Origin of the sequence: Roseomonas alba, from assembly GCF_019430885.1 — a bacterium.
Lineage (GTDB): Bacteria > Pseudomonadota > Alphaproteobacteria > Acetobacterales > Acetobacteraceae > Neoroseomonas > Neoroseomonas alba.
In genome coordinates, this window is sequence record NZ_JAHYBZ010000004.1 from 126,777 (window position 1) to 142,862 (window position 16,086).

The 16,086-nt window shown below is 68.1% G+C and carries 15 protein-coding genes; 13 read left to right on the forward strand and 2 right to left on the reverse strand.

The annotated features are described in order from the left end of the window. From KPL78_RS12310 to KPL78_RS12320, 3 genes are read left to right on the forward strand one after another with little or no spacing between them, the layout of a single operon-like run. On the forward strand, nucleotides 1-1,344 hold the full coding sequence (locus KPL78_RS12310; protein WP_219763263.1) for an efflux RND transporter periplasmic adaptor subunit: 1,344 nt from the start codon (nucleotides 1-3) through the stop codon (nucleotides 1,342-1,344). Between the two features lie 11 nt (nucleotides 1,345-1,355). Continuing rightward, complete coding sequence (locus tag KPL78_RS12315; RefSeq protein WP_219763264.1) at nucleotides 1,356-4,514, forward strand: efflux RND transporter permease subunit; 3,159 nt, start codon at nucleotides 1,356-1,358, stop codon at nucleotides 4,512-4,514. Further along, complete coding sequence (locus KPL78_RS12320) at nucleotides 4,511-5,131, forward strand: YitT family protein (RefSeq protein WP_369412742.1); 621 nt, start codon at nucleotides 4,511-4,513, stop codon at nucleotides 5,129-5,131. The genes KPL78_RS12315 and KPL78_RS12320 overlap by 4 nt, the downstream gene beginning before the upstream one ends. A 131-nt stretch (nucleotides 5,132-5,262) precedes the next feature. Here the strand turns inward: KPL78_RS12320 and KPL78_RS12325 are convergent, their stop codons facing one another. Then, a complete protein-coding gene (locus KPL78_RS12325; RefSeq protein ID WP_219763265.1) occupies nucleotides 5,263-6,000 on the reverse strand; it encodes a PIN-like domain-containing protein in 738 nt (245 codons plus the stop codon). Then, complete coding sequence (locus KPL78_RS12330) at nucleotides 5,982-6,713, reverse strand: hypothetical protein (RefSeq protein WP_219763266.1); 732 nt, start codon at nucleotides 6,711-6,713, stop codon at nucleotides 5,982-5,984. The genes KPL78_RS12325 and KPL78_RS12330 overlap by 19 nt, the downstream gene beginning before the upstream one ends. Nucleotides 6,714-6,971: 258 nt before the next feature. On the opposite strand from KPL78_RS12330, the gene KPL78_RS12335 reads away from it, so the two are divergent. From KPL78_RS12335 to KPL78_RS12380, 10 genes are all read left to right on the forward strand, one after another. Beyond that, nucleotides 6,972-7,226, forward strand: coding sequence for a hypothetical protein (locus tag KPL78_RS12335; protein ID WP_219763267.1), 255 nt, complete (start codon nucleotides 6,972-6,974; stop codon nucleotides 7,224-7,226). A 603-nt stretch (nucleotides 7,227-7,829) separates the two neighbouring features. Further along, on the forward strand, nucleotides 7,830-8,540 hold the full coding sequence (locus KPL78_RS12340; RefSeq protein WP_369412743.1) for a recombinase family protein: 711 nt from the start codon (nucleotides 7,830-7,832) through the stop codon (nucleotides 8,538-8,540). Next, a complete protein-coding gene (locus KPL78_RS12345; protein WP_219763268.1) occupies nucleotides 8,540-8,833 on the forward strand; it encodes a hypothetical protein in 294 nt (97 codons plus the stop codon). Before KPL78_RS12340 ends, KPL78_RS12345 begins: the two co-directional genes overlap by 1 nt. Before the next feature lie 696 nt (nucleotides 8,834-9,529). Further along, nucleotides 9,530-10,300: a BRO-N domain-containing protein gene (locus KPL78_RS12350; protein WP_219763269.1), complete on the forward strand. Its 771-nt coding sequence runs from the start codon at nucleotides 9,530-9,532 to the stop codon at nucleotides 10,298-10,300. 11 nt (nucleotides 10,301-10,311) lie between these two features. After that, on the forward strand, nucleotides 10,312-10,536 hold the full coding sequence (locus KPL78_RS12355) for a hypothetical protein (RefSeq protein ID WP_219763270.1): 225 nt from the start codon (nucleotides 10,312-10,314) through the stop codon (nucleotides 10,534-10,536). Nucleotides 10,537-10,772: 236 nt separating this feature from the next. Continuing rightward, nucleotides 10,773-11,030, forward strand: coding sequence for a hypothetical protein (locus KPL78_RS12360; RefSeq protein WP_219763271.1), 258 nt, complete (start codon nucleotides 10,773-10,775; stop codon nucleotides 11,028-11,030). Between the two features lie 19 nt (nucleotides 11,031-11,049). Continuing rightward, on the forward strand, nucleotides 11,050-13,401 hold the full coding sequence (locus tag KPL78_RS12365; RefSeq protein WP_219763272.1) for a hypothetical protein: 2,352 nt from the start codon (nucleotides 11,050-11,052) through the stop codon (nucleotides 13,399-13,401). 159 nt (nucleotides 13,402-13,560) lie between these two features. After that, complete coding sequence (locus KPL78_RS12370) at nucleotides 13,561-14,370, forward strand: hypothetical protein (RefSeq protein WP_219763273.1); 810 nt, start codon at nucleotides 13,561-13,563, stop codon at nucleotides 14,368-14,370. A 547-nt stretch (nucleotides 14,371-14,917) separates the two neighbouring features. After that, a complete protein-coding gene (locus KPL78_RS12375; protein WP_219763274.1) occupies nucleotides 14,918-15,391 on the forward strand; it encodes an HNH endonuclease in 474 nt (157 codons plus the stop codon). A 68-nt stretch (nucleotides 15,392-15,459) separates the two neighbouring features. Beyond that, entirely contained in the window at nucleotides 15,460-15,879 is a 420-nt protein-coding gene (locus KPL78_RS12380) for a hypothetical protein (RefSeq protein ID WP_219763275.1), read from the forward strand. Nucleotides 15,880-16,086 lie beyond the last annotated feature (207 nt).

A 16,086-nucleotide genomic window follows, 5' to 3' on the forward strand; every position in this document is an offset into this window, starting at 1 on the left:
ATGCATCAGGCTCTTCTTCGTGGACTCGCCCTGGCCCGCCGCGCGGCGTCGCGGCGGACGGCGTTGGCCGCCACGCTCGTCCTGCCGGCGCTGGTCGCGGCGGAACGGACCGGCGCCCAGGGGCTGATGGAACGTCTCTGGGACGACGTGACCGGGCGCGGCGGTTCAGCCCAGCAGCCCACTCCGTCAGGGCAGACCGCCGCACCGGCCACGCCCGCCCCGGCGGCCCCGGCCCCGCAACCCGCCGCGCCTGCCCCGGCACCCGCGGCGACCGCCCAGGCCGCGCCGGCGCAGCCGCCGCCCGCCATCCCGGTCGTTACCCCGCGCACCCAGTCGGTGGGCGAGACCATGACGCTGACCGGCAATGCCGCAGCCGTGAACAAGGTGAACCTGGTCGCGCGCGTCGTCGGCTATCTCGACCAGATCCACTTCCAGGATGGGCAGGTGGTGAAGCAAGGCGACCTGCTCTTCACCATCCAGCAGGACCAATACCAGGCGCAGCTCCGCCAGGCGGAGGCGCAGCTCCAGCTTCAACAGGCCGCGCTGGCGCATGCGACGACCGAAGTGAACCGCTACACCGCCCTGGTGCGCCGCAACGCCGCGACCCAGGTTGAGGTGGACAACTGGGTCTATCAGCGCGCCGCCGCCCAGGCGAATATCATCGCCGCCCAGGCGCAGATCGACCTCGCCAAGCTGACACTGAGCTACACCGAGGTCCGCGCCCCCTTCGACGGCCTGATGGGACGGCACCTGATCGATGTCGGCAACCTGGTGGGCAGCAGCAGCCAGAACGCTGTGCTGGCGGAGATCCTCCAGCTCGACCCGATCTATGTCGAGGTGAACATCGCCGCGTCCCAGGCGCAACAGGTGCGCGCCAATCTCGATCAGCGGCGGATGACGCTGGCGGACCTTCAGCGCGTGCCGGTCGACGTTCAGTTGCAGGGCGAAAGCGGCTTTCCGCATCGCGGCACGCTGAACTACGTCGCGCCGCAGATCGATGCGCAGACCGGCACGCTGTTCGTGCGCGGCCTGATGCAGAACCCGAACCGGACGCTCCTGCCGGGCATGTTCGTCAATGTGCGCATCCCGATGGGCCGGACCCTGCAATCCGCGGTGCTGATCCCACAGCGCGCCTTGCAGGAGGACCAGGGCGGGCGCTTCCTGCTCGTGGTGGACCAGAACGACACGGTGCAGAAGCGCTACGTCCAGCTCGGGCCCGTGGTCGGATCCTGGCAGGTGGCGACCAGCGGCGTGACGACCGGCGACCGGATCGTGGTGGGTGAGCTCTGGCGTGCCTCCCCCGGGCTGCGCGTCACGCCGCAGCCCACCACCCTGCCGAACTGAGGCCGCCCCGGATGTCCAAATTCTTCATCGAGCGGCCGGTCCTCGCCAACGTCCTGGCGATCGTGCTGGTCGTCATCGGCGCGGTCTCGCTGTTCCGGCTGCCGGTTTCCGAATTTCCCAACATCGTGCCGCCCACCGTGATGGTGACGGCGAACTACCCGGGCGCTTCCGCCCAGACCATCATCGACACGGTGGCCCTGCCTATCGAGAACCAGGTGAACGGCGTGGACGGCATGATCTACATGTCGTCGACCTCCGCACCCGACGGAACCTATCGCCTGACCGTCACCTTCCAGATCGGGACCAATCCCGATACGGCGCAGGTGCTGGTGCAGAACCGCGTGTCGCTGGCGCTGGCTTCGCTGCCGACGCCGGTGCAGGCGCAGGGCGTGAACGTCCAGAAGAAGAACACCGCCATCCTGCAGCTGGTGACGCTGGATTCGGCGGATAACCGCTACGACAGCGCCTTCCTGTCCAACTATGCGACGATCAACCTGGTCAATGTGCTCTCGCGCCTGCCCGGGGTGGGTTCGGTTACCGTCTTCGGCGCCGGCATCTATGCCATGCGCATCTGGATGGATCCGGAGAAGCTCCACAACCTGAACCTCGAACCCTCCGACGTCATCAACGCCATCGAGCAGCAGAACCAGGTGATCGCGGCGGGCCAGGTGGGCGCGCCCCCTGCCCCGAACACCCAGCAGTTCCAATACACGGTCAATGTCCAGTCGCGGCTGAACCAGCCCGAGCAGTTCGAGAACATCGTCATCCGCGACCAGACCGCGGCCGGCGGCCGCCTGACCTATCTGCGCGACGTGGCGCGGGTCGAGCTCGGCGCGCAGAACTACGCACAGGACTTCCATCTCGATGGCCGCCCCGCCGCGGGCATCGCCATCTACCAGACGCCCGAGGCGAACTCGCTGCAGGTCGGCCAGACCATCAAGGACACGATGACGCAGCTGTCCCGCCGGTTTCCGGAAGGGATGCGCTTCTCGGTCCCCTATGACACCACCACCTTCGTGCATGACTCGATCAGCGAGGTCTACACGACGCTGTATCAGGCCGGCCTGCTGGTGCTGGTCGTCATCCTGTTGTTCCTGCAGAATTTCCGCGCGACGCTGGTGCCGGCGACCACCGTGCCGGTGACCATCATCGGCGCCTTCGCCGGCATGGCGGCCCTCGGTTTCACGGTGAACCTGACCACGCTGTTCGGCATCGTGCTCGCCATCGGCATCGTGGTGGACGACGCCATCGTCATCGTGGAAGGCGTCACCCAGCATATCGAGAAGGGCAAGAACGGCGTCGAGGCCGCGATCGAGGCCATGCGCGAGCTGTTCGGCCCGATCATCGGCATCACCCTGGTGCTGATGAGCGTCTTCCTGCCCGCCGCCTTCGTGCCCGGGCTGACGGGGCAGATGTTCGCGCAGTTCGCGCTGGTCATCGCCGCCACCGCGCTGATCAGCGCCATCAACGCCGCGACGCTGAAACCGACCCAGTGCGCGATGTGGCTGCGCACGCCGACGCCGCCCGAGAAACGCAACTTCTTCTATCGCGGATTCAACCGCGTCTATGACGGCTTCGAACGCTGGTACACCGGCGTCATCGCCCGCATGGTGAAGATCAGCGGCGTGATGGTGGTGGCCGCACTGCTGGTCTCGAGCGGGGCGCTCTATGGCCTGACGCGCATCCCGACCGGCTTCATCCCGATCGATGACCAGGGTTACCTGCTGCTGTCGGTCACCCTGCCGGAAGGGGCAGCGCTAAACCGCACCTCGGCCTCGCTGGAACAGGCGCGGCAGATCGTCTCCCGCGTGCCGGGCGTCCAGCAGGTGATCGCGCTGGCGGGCGTCTCGCCGCTCGACAATTTCGCCGACATGTCCAATGCCGGCGTGGCCTGGGTGATGCTGAAGCCCTTCTCGGAACGCGACCCGCATCCGGAGATGGGGCTGCTGCCGCTGTATGAGCGGATCTCGCACGATCTCCAGGCCCTGTCGGATGGCCAGGCGATCGTGCTGCCGCCGCCGCCGGTGCAGGGCATCGGCAATGCGGGCGGCTTCCAGATGCAGCTCGAATTGCTGGGCGGCAGCTTCGATTATGCGAAGCTCGAAGCACTCACCAACCAGATCCTGGAGCGCGCCCGGCACGAACCGACCCTGCGCAACGTGCTGACCACTTTCCGCGCCAATTCGCCGCAGGTCAGCGTCACCGTCGATCGCGAGCGCGCCCAGCAATTGCGCGTGCCGGTCGGCGACGTCTTCGCGATGCTGACCGAATATGTCGGCTCGTCCTACGTCAACCAGTTCAACAAGTTCGGCCAGTCGCTGCAGGTCTATGTGCAGGCGGATGCGCGCTTCCGCCTGAATCCCGACGACCTGCTGAACCTGCATGTGCGCAGCCAGGACGGGCAGATGGTGCCGCTCGGAGCGCTGGCGACGCTCGGCCAGGCGTCGGGGCCGCCACTCATCACGCTCTATAACCTCTATGCCTCCTCCACGATCGTGGGCGGCCCGGCGCCGGGGTACAGCTCGGGCCAGGCGATGGCCGCGATCGAGCGCATTGCGCATGAGGTACTGCCATCCGACGTCTCCTTCGAATGGACGGCGATGTCGTACCAGGAGAATGTCACCGGCAACACGCTGATCTACGTCTTCGCGCTGTCGCTGCTGCTCGTCTATCTCTGCCTCGCCGGGCAGTATGAGAGCTGGATCCTGCCGCTGTCGGTGCTGGCGGCGGTGCCGCTTGCGCTGGTCGGGCCGGTCGTGGCGCTCTCGGCGGTGGGGGCGGCGAACAACCTCTATGTCCAGATCGGGTTGATGCTGCTGATCGCACTGTCGGCGAAGAACGGCATCCTGATCGTAGAGGTCGCGCGCGAACAGCGGCTGATCCACGGCAAGGAGATCCTGGAGGCCGCGGTCGAGGCATCCAAGACACGGTTGCGGCCGATCCTGATGACCTCCTTCGCCTTCATCCTCGGCGTGCTGCCGCTGGTGCTGGCGACGGGGGCCGGGGCGAATGCGCGGAAGTCGCTCGGCATCAGCGTCTTCTCGGGCATGCTGGCCTCGACCTGCCTCGCGGTGCTGTTCGTGCCGTCCTTCTTCGTGGTGCTGCAGCGGCTCGACGAACGGAAGAAGCGCGGCAAGGCGGCGAAGAAGACCGAACCGGCCGAGGCGTGAGCCGCCCGGCGGCGGACCCGCCGCGGCACCATGCGGTCGAGGATGCGCTCGCGATCGGGATGGGCGCGCTGCTGGTCTCGGTCGGGCTGCAATTCTATGCCCAGGCGACGCTGCTGACCGGCGGCGTCGCCGGCGCGGCGCTGCTGCTGCACTACGCGACCGGCCATGGCTTCGATGCGCTGTTCGTCCTGATCAACCTGCCCTTCTACGTGCTCGCGGTGCGCCGCATGGGCTGGAAGCCGGCGATCCGCACCTTCATCGCGGTCGCGCTCGTCTCCTGGCTGATGCGGATGGAACCGGACTGGATGGGCTTCGCGCATCTCTCGCCGGTCTTCGCCGCAGTGGCGGGCGGCGGCGCGATGGGCGTGGGCCTGCTGATCCTGTTCCGCCACCGCACGGGGCTGGGCGGGGTGAACCTGGTCGCGCTGTACATCCAGGAGAGGATCGGCTGGCGGGCGGGCTATGTGCAGCTTGGCATCGACGCGACGATCATGGCGGCGGCGCTGCTGTTCCTGCCGCCGGGGAAGGTCGCGCTGTCACTCGCGGGTACGGCGATCATGAACCTGGTGCTGGCGATCAACCACCGGCCGGGGCGGTACCTGGCGATCAGCCTGTAGGGGGGTAGGTGGTGCTGTTGGAGAGGATTGAAAGGACACCTCACCAAAGCACACATTGAAAAATCAATGACATAGAGGCGCCGCTGCGGCTCGCATTGTGCCGAGATTTTGTGCCTTGTCGAGCGGGCGGACTATGGCGCGTCTGACTGGTCCGGCCTGTCCGGCTGCGCCTGTTCACCAATCGAAGAAGGCGCCGCGCCATCATGCATCGCTTCGACATCGAGGCCCGCAGCGGCGTCCGCACCGTTCGGCCCCGCAGCCGTGCCGCCTGCATCCCCATCAGACCGTCGCGGCTTTCTTCGGGAGGCCAGCGGGAGGTTCAATTGGCCTTCTGGCGTTCGGCGCAAGACTTTGCGCGAGACCCGCTTTTTCGCGCCCAGGGTCTCATGGGGCTTATGGGCCTCGGGCGTCTTGACCTTACGCGGCTGTCGTCTGTCCACGTGTGGAACATGGAGCGGGAGACGGTCGATTTGCCGAAATGTTGGCGGCACGGCGAAGGCCGTCCGGCGAGGCTGCGCGGAAATGCTTCGCAAGATAGTCGGCCACCACCGGAGCAAAGTGGCGGCCATATCTTCCTGAACGATATTGCCGAAGTCGGAGCCGAAGATCACTACCGTGAGACCGCCGGCAATCCACGCCTTCAGTTGGCCCGTCTCTCTTAGAAGCTTGTCGTCCTTCGTTATGACAACGTGCGGCGGGTCCTCAGGGAATCGCACGAGCCAGTCGCGATCCAGCGTCCCCGGTGGGTGCAGATCGTCCATAGCCCGGAACGTGAGTGCTGGATGCTGCTCATAGAGGCCGGCCAGCATCCGCGCGAAACGGAAACTGAGGCAAGCGTCAACGACGATGACTAGCGGCTCGCGAGCCACGTCTCGAAAGCGGTCGCGTCGAACACCGCCTCCCTATCGACGCCAAACCAGAAGGCAACAGCGTCTGCGTCGCCCTTCTCCGCATGGAGCGCCTGGGCCAGCGCCGACGTCGGAACACCGCTCTTGGGGTCGATGGGCTCACCAAAGCGGCGGTGCGGATCGAGAACAACCCGCTTGTCGAGCCCAAGGGGATACCAGAGGACAGGCGCCCCATCGGGGCTGCGGACAACAATTTCTTGTCTCAACGATTGCTCTAAGACTTCCTCCATGGCGTGCTGGTACCGGAGAATATCTAGCACCACCTTGGGCTGCCGTTTCGGCTTCCGCCCTTTGCCATCCTGCCGCAGCGCCATGAATACGCGCCGTCCGTCCGTTCGGAAATTGACGCTTGCCAATGGATGCCGGACTTTGAGGATACGCCGCGCTTCAAATGCCACCCGCCGAACGACCTTCATGGGCACGCCTTGGTGGCGCATCTCCGCTACTGCCCACAATTCGAGGAGCCCTAGGAACGTCACGACCTTGTCGCTGCCGCCGAGACCAACATCGGCGATGACGATAGGTGCGGAGCGCGGCTGTCCCGCGTCCGCGGCCTCCGGACCAACGAGGTCCTCGACCGTGGCTAGCCGAAGCCGGGCAAGACGGGCCGCCTGAGGAAGCGTATAGACGCCGACCCCAACCGCATCCTCGCCTATGCGTTCAAGGAAACTCATACTGCCTTTCCGGCCGCTCCAATCCGTTCCGGAACGCTAGGCGTCCGGCCATTTTCAGTCCAGCGCCGCGCTGCGGTTTCCAAAATCGGCCGAGGATTCACGCGGGGATATTCCGAGCCGCGCGCGCGGATTTCCCCCCGTCCCCCCCGCCCTGTGCCCCCGGACGCCTCCCGCGTGACGCACACTCCGCCGCCCCTTGGCAACCCACGCGCAATGCGGCGATCATGGGTTCACAAAGCCGGGAGATCGTTGCATCGGATGCGCGCACTATCACTGCTGGCCCCGCTGCTCTGCGGGGGATGCGTCGCGGCCTGGGGACAAAGCTACAATGTCGCCCTCGCCAACAGCCGATCCGTGGTCATTGAGTTCGATCCGGCGGTGGTGAACACGCCCGCCATGCTGCGGGCGGCTCAGGCGGAGTGCGACAAGCATGGGCGCGACGCAGTGCTGGACAGCGTCACGCGGGGGAACCTCGGGATCATGGTCAACACGTATCGATGCGAGAACAGATGAGGAGCCATGGCTGACCCTATCGAGGCGTTCTTCACGGACGAGGTCGATCCCACCGTGCGCGAGTTCCTTTCCGATCTCCGCAGCGTTCGCCGTGCCCGGCTGGCCGCGATCATGCTCGTCCACACAGCCGATCACCTATGGCACGCGCGGCCAACGGCGCGAGCCGCGACGGGTAGCGAAGAAGCGTTCCGCGCGCTTCTATCCGCCGCACACGACTGCTTCCGCTTGCTTTGTGATATCGCGAACGCGAGCAAGCACGCGGTGCTTCGACCTCGTCCCGCAACAAGACCTCCCGCTTTGCTATCGCGTTCCGACCAAGTGGCGGAGGGATCACTTGGCTGGGACGAAGCACGGTATGACGAGGACAGGTGGGATAGCCCATCCCAGGTCGTCGCTTCGCTCGATGATGGTTCGTCACGCGGCGTTGAGGCGCCCATTCGTCAATGCCACGCGATGTGGTGCGCGTGTCTTGGGGTCAGTCTTCCTCCGCTTCCTAAATAGCGCACGGCGCCTTGTCATTTTCCCTCAATGAACGTTGAGGGATATTGACAATCACTACAAAGCGGAGTCGGATGCGCTCGCACCGCCCCGGAGCCTCGCACCGTGTCCATCGCCACGCCCCGCACCTTCATCTCCTACCTCCGCGTTTCGACGGCGCGGCAGGGCCGCAGCGGCCTTGGCATCGAAGCGCAGCAAGCGGCGATTGGCGCCTTCCTGCGCCCCGGCGACCACCTGCTGACGCCGCCCTATGTCGAGGTGGAAAGCGGACGGAAGGAAGACCGGCCGGAACTCGCGAAGGCTCTGGCCCGCTGCCGCGCCACTGGCGCGACCCTGCTGATCGCGAAGCTAGACCGCTTGGCCCGTGACGCGCACTTCCTGCTGGGACTTCAGAAGTCCGGCGTGGAGTTCATCGCGTGTGACCTGCCGAATGCGAACCGCCTGACCATAGGCATCCTGGCAATGGTCGCAGAGGAGGAGGCGCGGGCCATCAGCGCCCGCACGAAGGCCGCGCTCGCCGCCGCCAAGGCGCGCGGGAAGGTCCTCGGCGGCGTTCGGCCAGGTCAGCGAGTCCTGACCGCCGAGGACAGCAAGCGCGGCGCTGAGGCGGGCGTGGCGGTGCGCCAGCGGAACGCGGACCACGCAGCGCACCGCGTCCTGCCCCGTATCGAGGCCCTGCGCGCCGAGGGCGGGACCCTAGCCAGCATCGCCGCTAGCCTCGCCGCCGAGGGCATCCCCACGCCTCGCGGCGGAGCCGGATGGACCGCAACGGCTGTGCGCCGCGTCCTGCTCCGCGTGGGCACTGGGGCCGCGTGATGCGCATCGGCCTATCCGCTTCCTTCGCCCGCCGCCATCCACCTACCGCCTCCGCGGAGGTCATCCAGGCCGCTCGTGCGGCCCGCGCCGCAGCCGCCGCGTTGGCCCATGCGGAGGATCGCGAGGCGGTTCCCTGCGAGGCCGTCGTGAACGACGCGCCGACAGTCGGCGGGTTCTATCCGGAGCCCGTGCGCGATCCGCCACGCACAGCACGACGCGACCCGGTGGCGCTTGGAGTGGTCGCCCAAGCCGCCGCGGCTGTGCTGCTCGCCGCGCTCGCCTTCGTGCTCTGACGGCGGCGGTAGCGGAGGCGCCTAGCGCTCCGACAGCCACACCCTCGCCGAGCCCCGCGTCCCGCACTCCCTGCACCGAAGCAGCCGCGCCAGGTCGCGCAACCGACACGTCGCCTTCCCATAGTCGAACGGACCGAGCGCGGTGCGGTGGCCGCATCGGCAAGCCACCGCAACCCATTGCCCGGCCTCGGCGGCGGCATGGGCTGGGGCGTCAATCATGGCTGCCTCTCCCCGTCGCGGCTTCATCGGGGCCATTTTCTGGCGACCTTCCCAAAGCCCACCCGCCGCCCGACGCCGCGAGCCACCCGAGGTCGCGGCGGCGCCCCGCTTCCTTCGTGCTCCCCGAGCATGTCCGCAACGGCGCCGTCGATCATCGCTAGAGGCAGCGCCGGATGGCGGGCCAGTAGGACCGCCCGCACGTCCTCCGCCACGGCGCCGGGGCCACAGCCCCGAGCAAGTGCTGCCTCCCGCACGTGCTCTATTCGGCGAAGCGTTCCCTCATCCGGCCACGCGGGAGACGCGCGACCGGCCGGGCAGAGCGGCGGTGGGATCGACATGTCGAGAGCATGGCGGAGTGAGGGGAACGAATCAAGAACCTGCTGACCAGCGGGCCGCCTTCGCCGCCCCTCTCCGTCTCCCAATGATCTGCCCGCCGCGCGCGTGGCGATACGAACCCAGCAAGAAGGAAGCCGCCTGATGTCCACCACCCCGAACAGCCTGTTCGTGTTCCCCGAGACCGGCCAGCCGATCCGGGTCGCGATGTGCGCTGATACCCCCTGGTTCGTCGCTGCGGATGTGTGCGCAGTCCTGGGAATGGACACCATCCAGGGAACCCACAAATGGCTGGTTGGGATTGCGGCTGATGAGAAGCGGCTCGCGACCACCGCGACTGACCCACAGATATTCCGTGGGTCAAAGGCGCGGTCTGCCACTCTTCTGTCCGAGAGCGGCCTCTACAAGCTGATCATGCGCTCCGACAAGCCGGAGGCCCGCCCGTTCCAGAATTGGGTCACCCGCGACGTCCTCCCGGCGATCCGCAAGGACGGAGCCTATGTCCGGGGCGAGGAACTCCTCAAGCCGGGCGTCGTCGAGACCCTCGACCTGAACGACCTCGACGCCCTGCGGGACCGCATCGAGACCCTGCTGCAGCGGAAGGCCGAGCTGCTGGAGAAGCGGCTGGCCGAGGAACAGGCCCGGCGCGAGGCCGCCGAGGCGAAGGTCGCCGAACAGGCCCCCGCTGTGGCCGTGTTCGAGGACCACTATGAGAAGGCCGCCCGCCAGTCCGTCTCGGCGTTCGCGCGGACCCTCGACGCCCTGCGACCGGATCGAGCGCTTCCCGAAACCGAAGGCGGAGCGCCTCGTCTGCGGCGCAGCGCTTTAGTCCGACCTACCACCGAGAACCGAGGCCATGCGTTCGCCACCACGCGCGCATCTGCGAGCCCCTGTTTGTTCAGTCTGAAATTCTGAAGGACCCCTCCATGCTCCCGTTGCCCACCTATCCGACCATCTCCATCCGCTCGACGCAGGAAGATGCTGCGAACCTCGGCGCAGTCGCCGACGCACTTCGCGCGGCTACTCGCCGATCCTTCCTTCCGGCCACTGAGGCCATCCGCTCTGCGCTCCGCGCCGCCGCCATCCTGGCCCGCCGTGGGGAACTCGACGGCATCCTTCGCGCCTATCGCGCCGACCTCGCTGGAGGCTGATCGCGCGGCCTCCCTGCCGCCCCTCATGGGCCGCCGCCACGCGGTCTCAGAAGCCCGCTGACGACTCCTGGCGCTCCACTGCACGCCCACAGCGGCCCTGCCATCAATCGGCGCCCTGAGTCTCCCCAGGCCAGCCATAGGCCATTCCCTCCGCACACCGCACGCCCGGCGCCGCGGCCCTTCAACGGGCGCTGCGCGCTGTCGCGCATCCCCGCGCCGACACAAGGACCACCTCCATGCAAACCCGCCATCTCGTCGTCACCGCCCGCCCGTACTCCGAGACCACGAAGCCCGCCGAGGGCGTCCATACGCACGCCGTTGCGGCGGGCGACACGCTGTTCCTCGTGACCGCGGATGGCCCGGACGCGGCGGCCGTTCTCGACGCCCTCGATCCGCTCGACATCGAGCCCCTGCGCGACCGCATCGGCACGCTGCTTCATCGCGGCAACGCGACGCTTGCCGACATGGCGAAGCGCGACGGCGCGGCGTCCTGACGCGGCATAAGGAATCACCATGTCCGGCACTCGCCTTCAGGCCCTCCAATCCGCCTTCGCGGGCTTCGGGGGCGCCTTCACGTCCATTGGCACCATGATCCGCTCGGCCCAGGAGCAGGAGCAGATCGAGGCCCGCGTCGACCACCAGGTCGCGATGATCGGCATCCAGCGCGACAACGAACGCGCCGGCAATCAGGCCGCTGCCGATGCCAACGCCGGGCGCCCTGCGGACCCCGCTATGTCCGAACAGCGGGTCTACCGTGAGACCTTCGCCGCGGTCTCCGGGCAGCGCCAGGGCTTCGCGCTGGCCGACCGCTGGCGCAGCGAGGTCTATGACCGCACGCCCATCGGCGGGGACCTCCGCGCGGCCACCGACGAATGGCTCCGCTCGACCGTGGGCCGGGGCTCCGGCGATCCGACCTTCGACCGCCATGCGATGGACGTCCTGTCCCGCGCGGTCGACCGCGGCATGGCGTCCCACCGTGACGAAGGCGCCCGCGCCGTCACCGAGCAAGGCGCGGAGAACCTCCGGGGCCTCATCGGGCGGGCCGTCTCGTCCGGCGATTGGACCCCCGATGACATCGGCCGGTGGACCTCCACTGCGGCCGTCCTGAACCGGGGCGACAGGAACCGGGCCCAGGCGTTCGTCACGGGTGCCATCGAACAGGCCGTCCGCACGGGCGACGAGGCCGGGGCCCAGCGTCTCCTCACCGCACTTCAGCAGGAAGGCAGCGGGCGCGAGGGGCGGTCCTGGCGGGCCGACAACGAGCAAGCCTATGTGGCCCTCGAAGGCCGCCTCATGGAACGCGTGCGGCACACCCGCACCGTCGCCGGTCAGGCCGCCTACAACCAGATCGAGGACCGCATCGCCCAGGCCCGCACGCCGGGCGAGCTGGTGGCGCTACAGGAAGACATCGAGCGGGTCCACGGGCAGTACGGCGGCGTGGAAGATCGCCAGCGCGTTCAGCGCGCCTTGGCCACCCGCCTCGGCCCGCTGGTCCGCCAGCAGGAACACGTCAACCAGATCCGCGAATGGGCGGCGGGCGCCGGCTCGCCCGACCCCTCCGTCGTGCGCCAGCACATCGACGCGTTCCTGGCGACCGTCCCGACGAACCCTCAGGACCCGTCCGCGGGCCAGGGCATCGGGATCGCCAATGCGCCCGAGCGCACGGGCACTCTGGTCGCCCGCCTCGGCGCCGTCAGCGACACCATGGGTGCCCAGCTTCGCACCCTGCTGGCCGACACCGCGAACCCCGATGGACAGGCTGCGGCGATCCGCTTCCTGCGCACCGTCGAGGGCGCCCGTGGCGGGTCCCGCGACTTCGCCCTGACGCTGATCCCCGAGGAACACCGCGGGGCCTACCGCGTCATCAGCGACATGCTCACCAGCACGAACCTGCCGGTGGAGCGCGTCGTCGAGCGCATCGGCGCGCTCGGCGGGAATGACGTGGAGCGCAATCTCCACGAGACCACCTGGCAGCGGCTCTACCCGCGCGAGGACAACCAAGCGAAGGCCGAGGAGCGGATGCGGAGGCAGATCGCTCAGGGCCTCCGCGAGCACGTCGGGAACAGCGGCTCCTTCTGGTCGGGCAACACTGCCATCACGGTCGACGGCGCGCTGCAAGGTGCGCTCGAAGCCAACGCCCACACCGCCGCGGTCTATGCGCGGCAGATCGGCGCCGACGTTGACCAAGCGGTGCGCGGGTCCATCCGCGACCTCCAGGGCCGTGTGGACCTCCTGCCGCTCCCCGATGGGTCCGCTCGTGCGGTGCTCCGGCGGGACGGCGTGGGGCGCGACGGGACGGTCACGCCGGTTCATGCCGATGGGGCCCCTCGGGTCCGCGGCGGGATCAACGTGCGGAACCCGGCGACCGGGCGCGACGAGAACACGCTGGAGACGGCGCGCGAGGACATGCAGATGGGCGCGCAGGTGTTCAACGGGCTGGTCGCCGATGGCGGTCGCCTGGGCCTTGGAGACGATCCGCGAATGGCTGCCATGGGGCTTCGGCCGGTGGTCCATAGCGGGAACCGCGACCACATCTCCGGCGCCGTGGTCCTCCAGGGCGGCGACGAAGTGGACCTCGGCGGCGAGCGCGTGCGTCTCCCGACCAATCCCGAGGAAGCCGCGCGGATCATCACCGAGCGCATCCGCGCAGTCGAGGGGCGGCCCCAGGACGCGGGTGGATATGGCGGAACGATGGCTGGGACCAATGGCTCCGAGACGCGCTTCCGCATCATCCCGGAGCAGACCGCCGTGAACGGCCAGTCCGTCACCCTCTACCGCCTCGCCTACCGCTTCGGCTTCCGTGACCGGCAGATCACTGCCGAGGAGCGGGCCGCAATGCACCAGAACAGGAACGCGGCGCCGTGAAGCCTCCAGGGAGCCCATAGGCGGCTCCCTGCACCTGGCCGCTCCCCAGTCGAGGGGGCGGCCGACATCGCCTCTCCGAACTTCCCAGCCCGCCACGGGGCATCCCATCGCCACCCCGCCGTGGCGCGCGGGACGTGCGCGAAACGTCAGGACGATCACATGACCAGCACGACCACCGCGGCGACGCTGTCGCGGGGAACGCTCGCACTCGCGGTTGCGGATTGCGCAATGCGCGGCATGGACGCCGATGCGACATGTGCGGCACTGCCACGGGAAGACCCGGAGAAGGTCCGCGTGGCGCATGAGGCCGTCTCTGCGGCGCGCGAAGGTGGCTTCGTCGAGCCAGGCTGCCGCGGTGTCGCGGAACGACGTATGCGCCGGCCGAGCCGCCGCCGATCCCGCCTGACCACCGTCCCAGGGCTCACCCTTCGGGACATTGCCGGCGCGACCAGCATTCCGCGTTCCACGCTGAAGGCCGCGATGATCCATCACGGATACCTCGCGGAAGTCATGTGCGGCGGGAGACAGCGGCGGGCGCTCGTCACCGAGGCTGCGGAGCGGGAAGGCATTGGACACAACGTCGATGCGAGCGGGAAGCACAGCCCGCGCGTCAGCGGCTTCGCTCGATCCGCCGTCTTCGCAGTCTTCCATGCGGATCGCATGGAGGACGTTCTATGGACGCTCGACCTCAAGCGGATTGCGGAGCACTGCGCGCGCCTCATGGATAAGCGGCGCCGGCTCGAATGGCTCCTGCGCTGGCATCACTACCTGCCAAACGATGAACTGGCACAACTGAGCGGAATGTCGCTGCGCTCCGTCGACGCGGCTGCGGCGAAGACGCGGGCCGCGGATCAGCGGCACGAAGAGGCGGGCGGTCGAGGGTGGGACCTCTTCCGCAGATGGGCTGTAACAGAGATGGCCGAGAACGATGGCCGACTGCGCCGCCCGTCTCTGCTCCTCGGCGTATAGACCATCGGCACCGCCACAGGACGGCGCACAGGGAAGCCTCAGGCAACGCCTGTGGGAAGCCGATGACACACGACAGCCAGGCGCGGGCGCGCAAGCGCGGGTTTGGTCTTTCGACGCCGGGCTTTCCACATGACCGACCCTGCGACGCCAACGGACGCCATTGGTTGATCATGTGGCCATGCCTTGGTTCACAGAAGCGGCGCTCCCGCGCCTCTCGTAAGCGTCTGGGGATCGACGCCAGGACCATCCCTGATGACCTCCCTTCCATAACTCGCGACCGCAAGAGGACCGTCTTCCGCGTCGTCGGTGAACGCCGGGGGACGGACCAAACGGCCAGTCGTGGCGTCATCCCTCTCTATAACTTCCGCCCGCAAAATGGCGGCTTCCTGGGGCCTTTATCGAAGCCCCGCCGCTCTCCGCCATCCGCCCGGTAATCGTCGCACCGCTATCCTGCGGCAGCGACGCTCTGCACATCACCAAGCGCCTTCCCGCAGCCCCACCCGGCAGCGGGAGGGCACGGGCGGGCGCTCCATCCCCGGAGCATCTCATGCACACCGCCGACACCCACGCCACGGCGCCCGTCGCCGCCACCACGCCCCGCACCGTCAAGCGCCGTCAGAACGGCCGCGCCGCCCTTCCGAAGCAGACCGAGGCCCGTCTTGTAGACGGCGGCAAGTCGGTCATGGTCGCCCTGCACGGCACGCGCGGCCGGGGCAAATGCATGACCCTCGACGCCCGCGACTGGCACCACATCAAGACCACCATCGGCGATGTTTGGGGCATCAATGTCTCGGGGACCGGGCTGCACTTTCAGGTCCGGTGCGGCGCGGCGCGCGTCGCCGCCCTCGCGAAGCAGCCGGGCGAACGGCCCACGGCCACGCTCGCGCGCATCCTCATGAACGCGAAGCGCGGCGAAGTCGTGAAGTACCGGGACGGTAATCCGCTGAACCTGCGCCGCGAGAACCTCGAAGTCGTCTCGCGGGCGGAAGCCGCAGCACGTCGCCGCGCACCCAGCGTCTGACGCCCAGCAACACGCGGCGGGTTTCCTTGCGAGGGACCCGCCGCTCCGCCCTCATCGGAGATGCCCCCATGCCACCTCGCCTCAACTCCATGCCGAAGCCGCTCCCGCCCGAACCGACCGCCGCGGCACTCGCAGCGATGGCCCGACGCAGTCCGTTGGATTATCCCCGACGCGTCACACTGACGCTGGGCGATGCGGGGCGCGTGATGCGGCTGATTGACGCTGTCCCCGATGCGAACGGACGGCCCTTCATGACACTGCGGGATGCCGTGGCGCTGGCCTTCGACGTCGCGACGAACGTCGTTGCAGCGGGTGAGTTGGATCGCTTCCGCACCTCGCCACCCGAGCCGCTTCCGACGCCGGAGCCATCGGCCGCACTGCTGCGGTGGGTTGAGGATCACCGCGCGGAGATCGAAGCCCAGACCGCGGCGGCGGCGGAGGCGGCGAAGAAGCGGACGGCGTCGAGCGGGAAGCGACAGCGGCGATAGATCGCGGCGGGAGGCGGCGCGCATGAATCAAGAAAAAGACTGACGAGACCACCGCGCGTCGCGCCATCAGCAATGCCAAGCTGCGTGGGCATTCCGGGAAGATCAGTGCGGTATCGAAAGTACAGCAATCCGCTCACTATCCGGCGGGATTCCGCGTCCTGCATGATTCTGGCGCGCCATCCCGGCGCTGATCATGGAGACGGACCA

Excerpts from the sequence above, each read along its gene's own strand:
- KPL78_RS12360 (WP_219763271.1), top strand. The coding sequence starts at position 10,773 with ATGCAAACCCGCCATCTCGTCGTCACCGCCCGCCCGTACTCCGAGACC.
- KPL78_RS12370 (WP_219763273.1), top strand. The coding sequence starts at position 13,561 with ATGACCAGCACGACCACCGCGGCGACGCTGTCGCGGGGAACGCTCGCA.
- KPL78_RS12335 (WP_219763267.1), top strand. The coding sequence starts at position 6,972 with ATGCGCGCACTATCACTGCTGGCCCCGCTGCTCTGCGGGGGATGCGTC.
- KPL78_RS12345 (WP_219763268.1), top strand. The coding sequence starts at position 8,540 with ATGCGCATCGGCCTATCCGCTTCCTTCGCCCGCCGCCATCCACCTACC.
- KPL78_RS12315 (WP_219763264.1), top strand. The coding sequence starts at position 1,356 with ATGTCCAAATTCTTCATCGAGCGGCCGGTCCTCGCCAACGTCCTGGCG.
- KPL78_RS12355 (WP_219763270.1), top strand. The coding sequence starts at position 10,312 with ATGCTCCCGTTGCCCACCTATCCGACCATCTCCATCCGCTCGACGCAG.
- KPL78_RS12330 (WP_219763266.1), bottom strand. The coding sequence starts at position 6,713 with ATGAGTTTCCTTGAACGCATAGGCGAGGATGCGGTTGGGGTCGGCGTC.
- KPL78_RS12380 (WP_219763275.1), top strand. The coding sequence starts at position 15,460 with ATGCCACCTCGCCTCAACTCCATGCCGAAGCCGCTCCCGCCCGAACCG.
- KPL78_RS12350 (WP_219763269.1), top strand. The coding sequence starts at position 9,530 with ATGTCCACCACCCCGAACAGCCTGTTCGTGTTCCCCGAGACCGGCCAG.
- KPL78_RS12375 (WP_219763274.1), top strand. The coding sequence starts at position 14,918 with ATGCACACCGCCGACACCCACGCCACGGCGCCCGTCGCCGCCACCACG.
- KPL78_RS12310 (WP_219763263.1), top strand. The coding sequence starts at position 1 with ATGCATCAGGCTCTTCTTCGTGGACTCGCCCTGGCCCGCCGCGCGGCG.
- KPL78_RS12365 (WP_219763272.1), top strand. The coding sequence starts at position 11,050 with ATGTCCGGCACTCGCCTTCAGGCCCTCCAATCCGCCTTCGCGGGCTTC.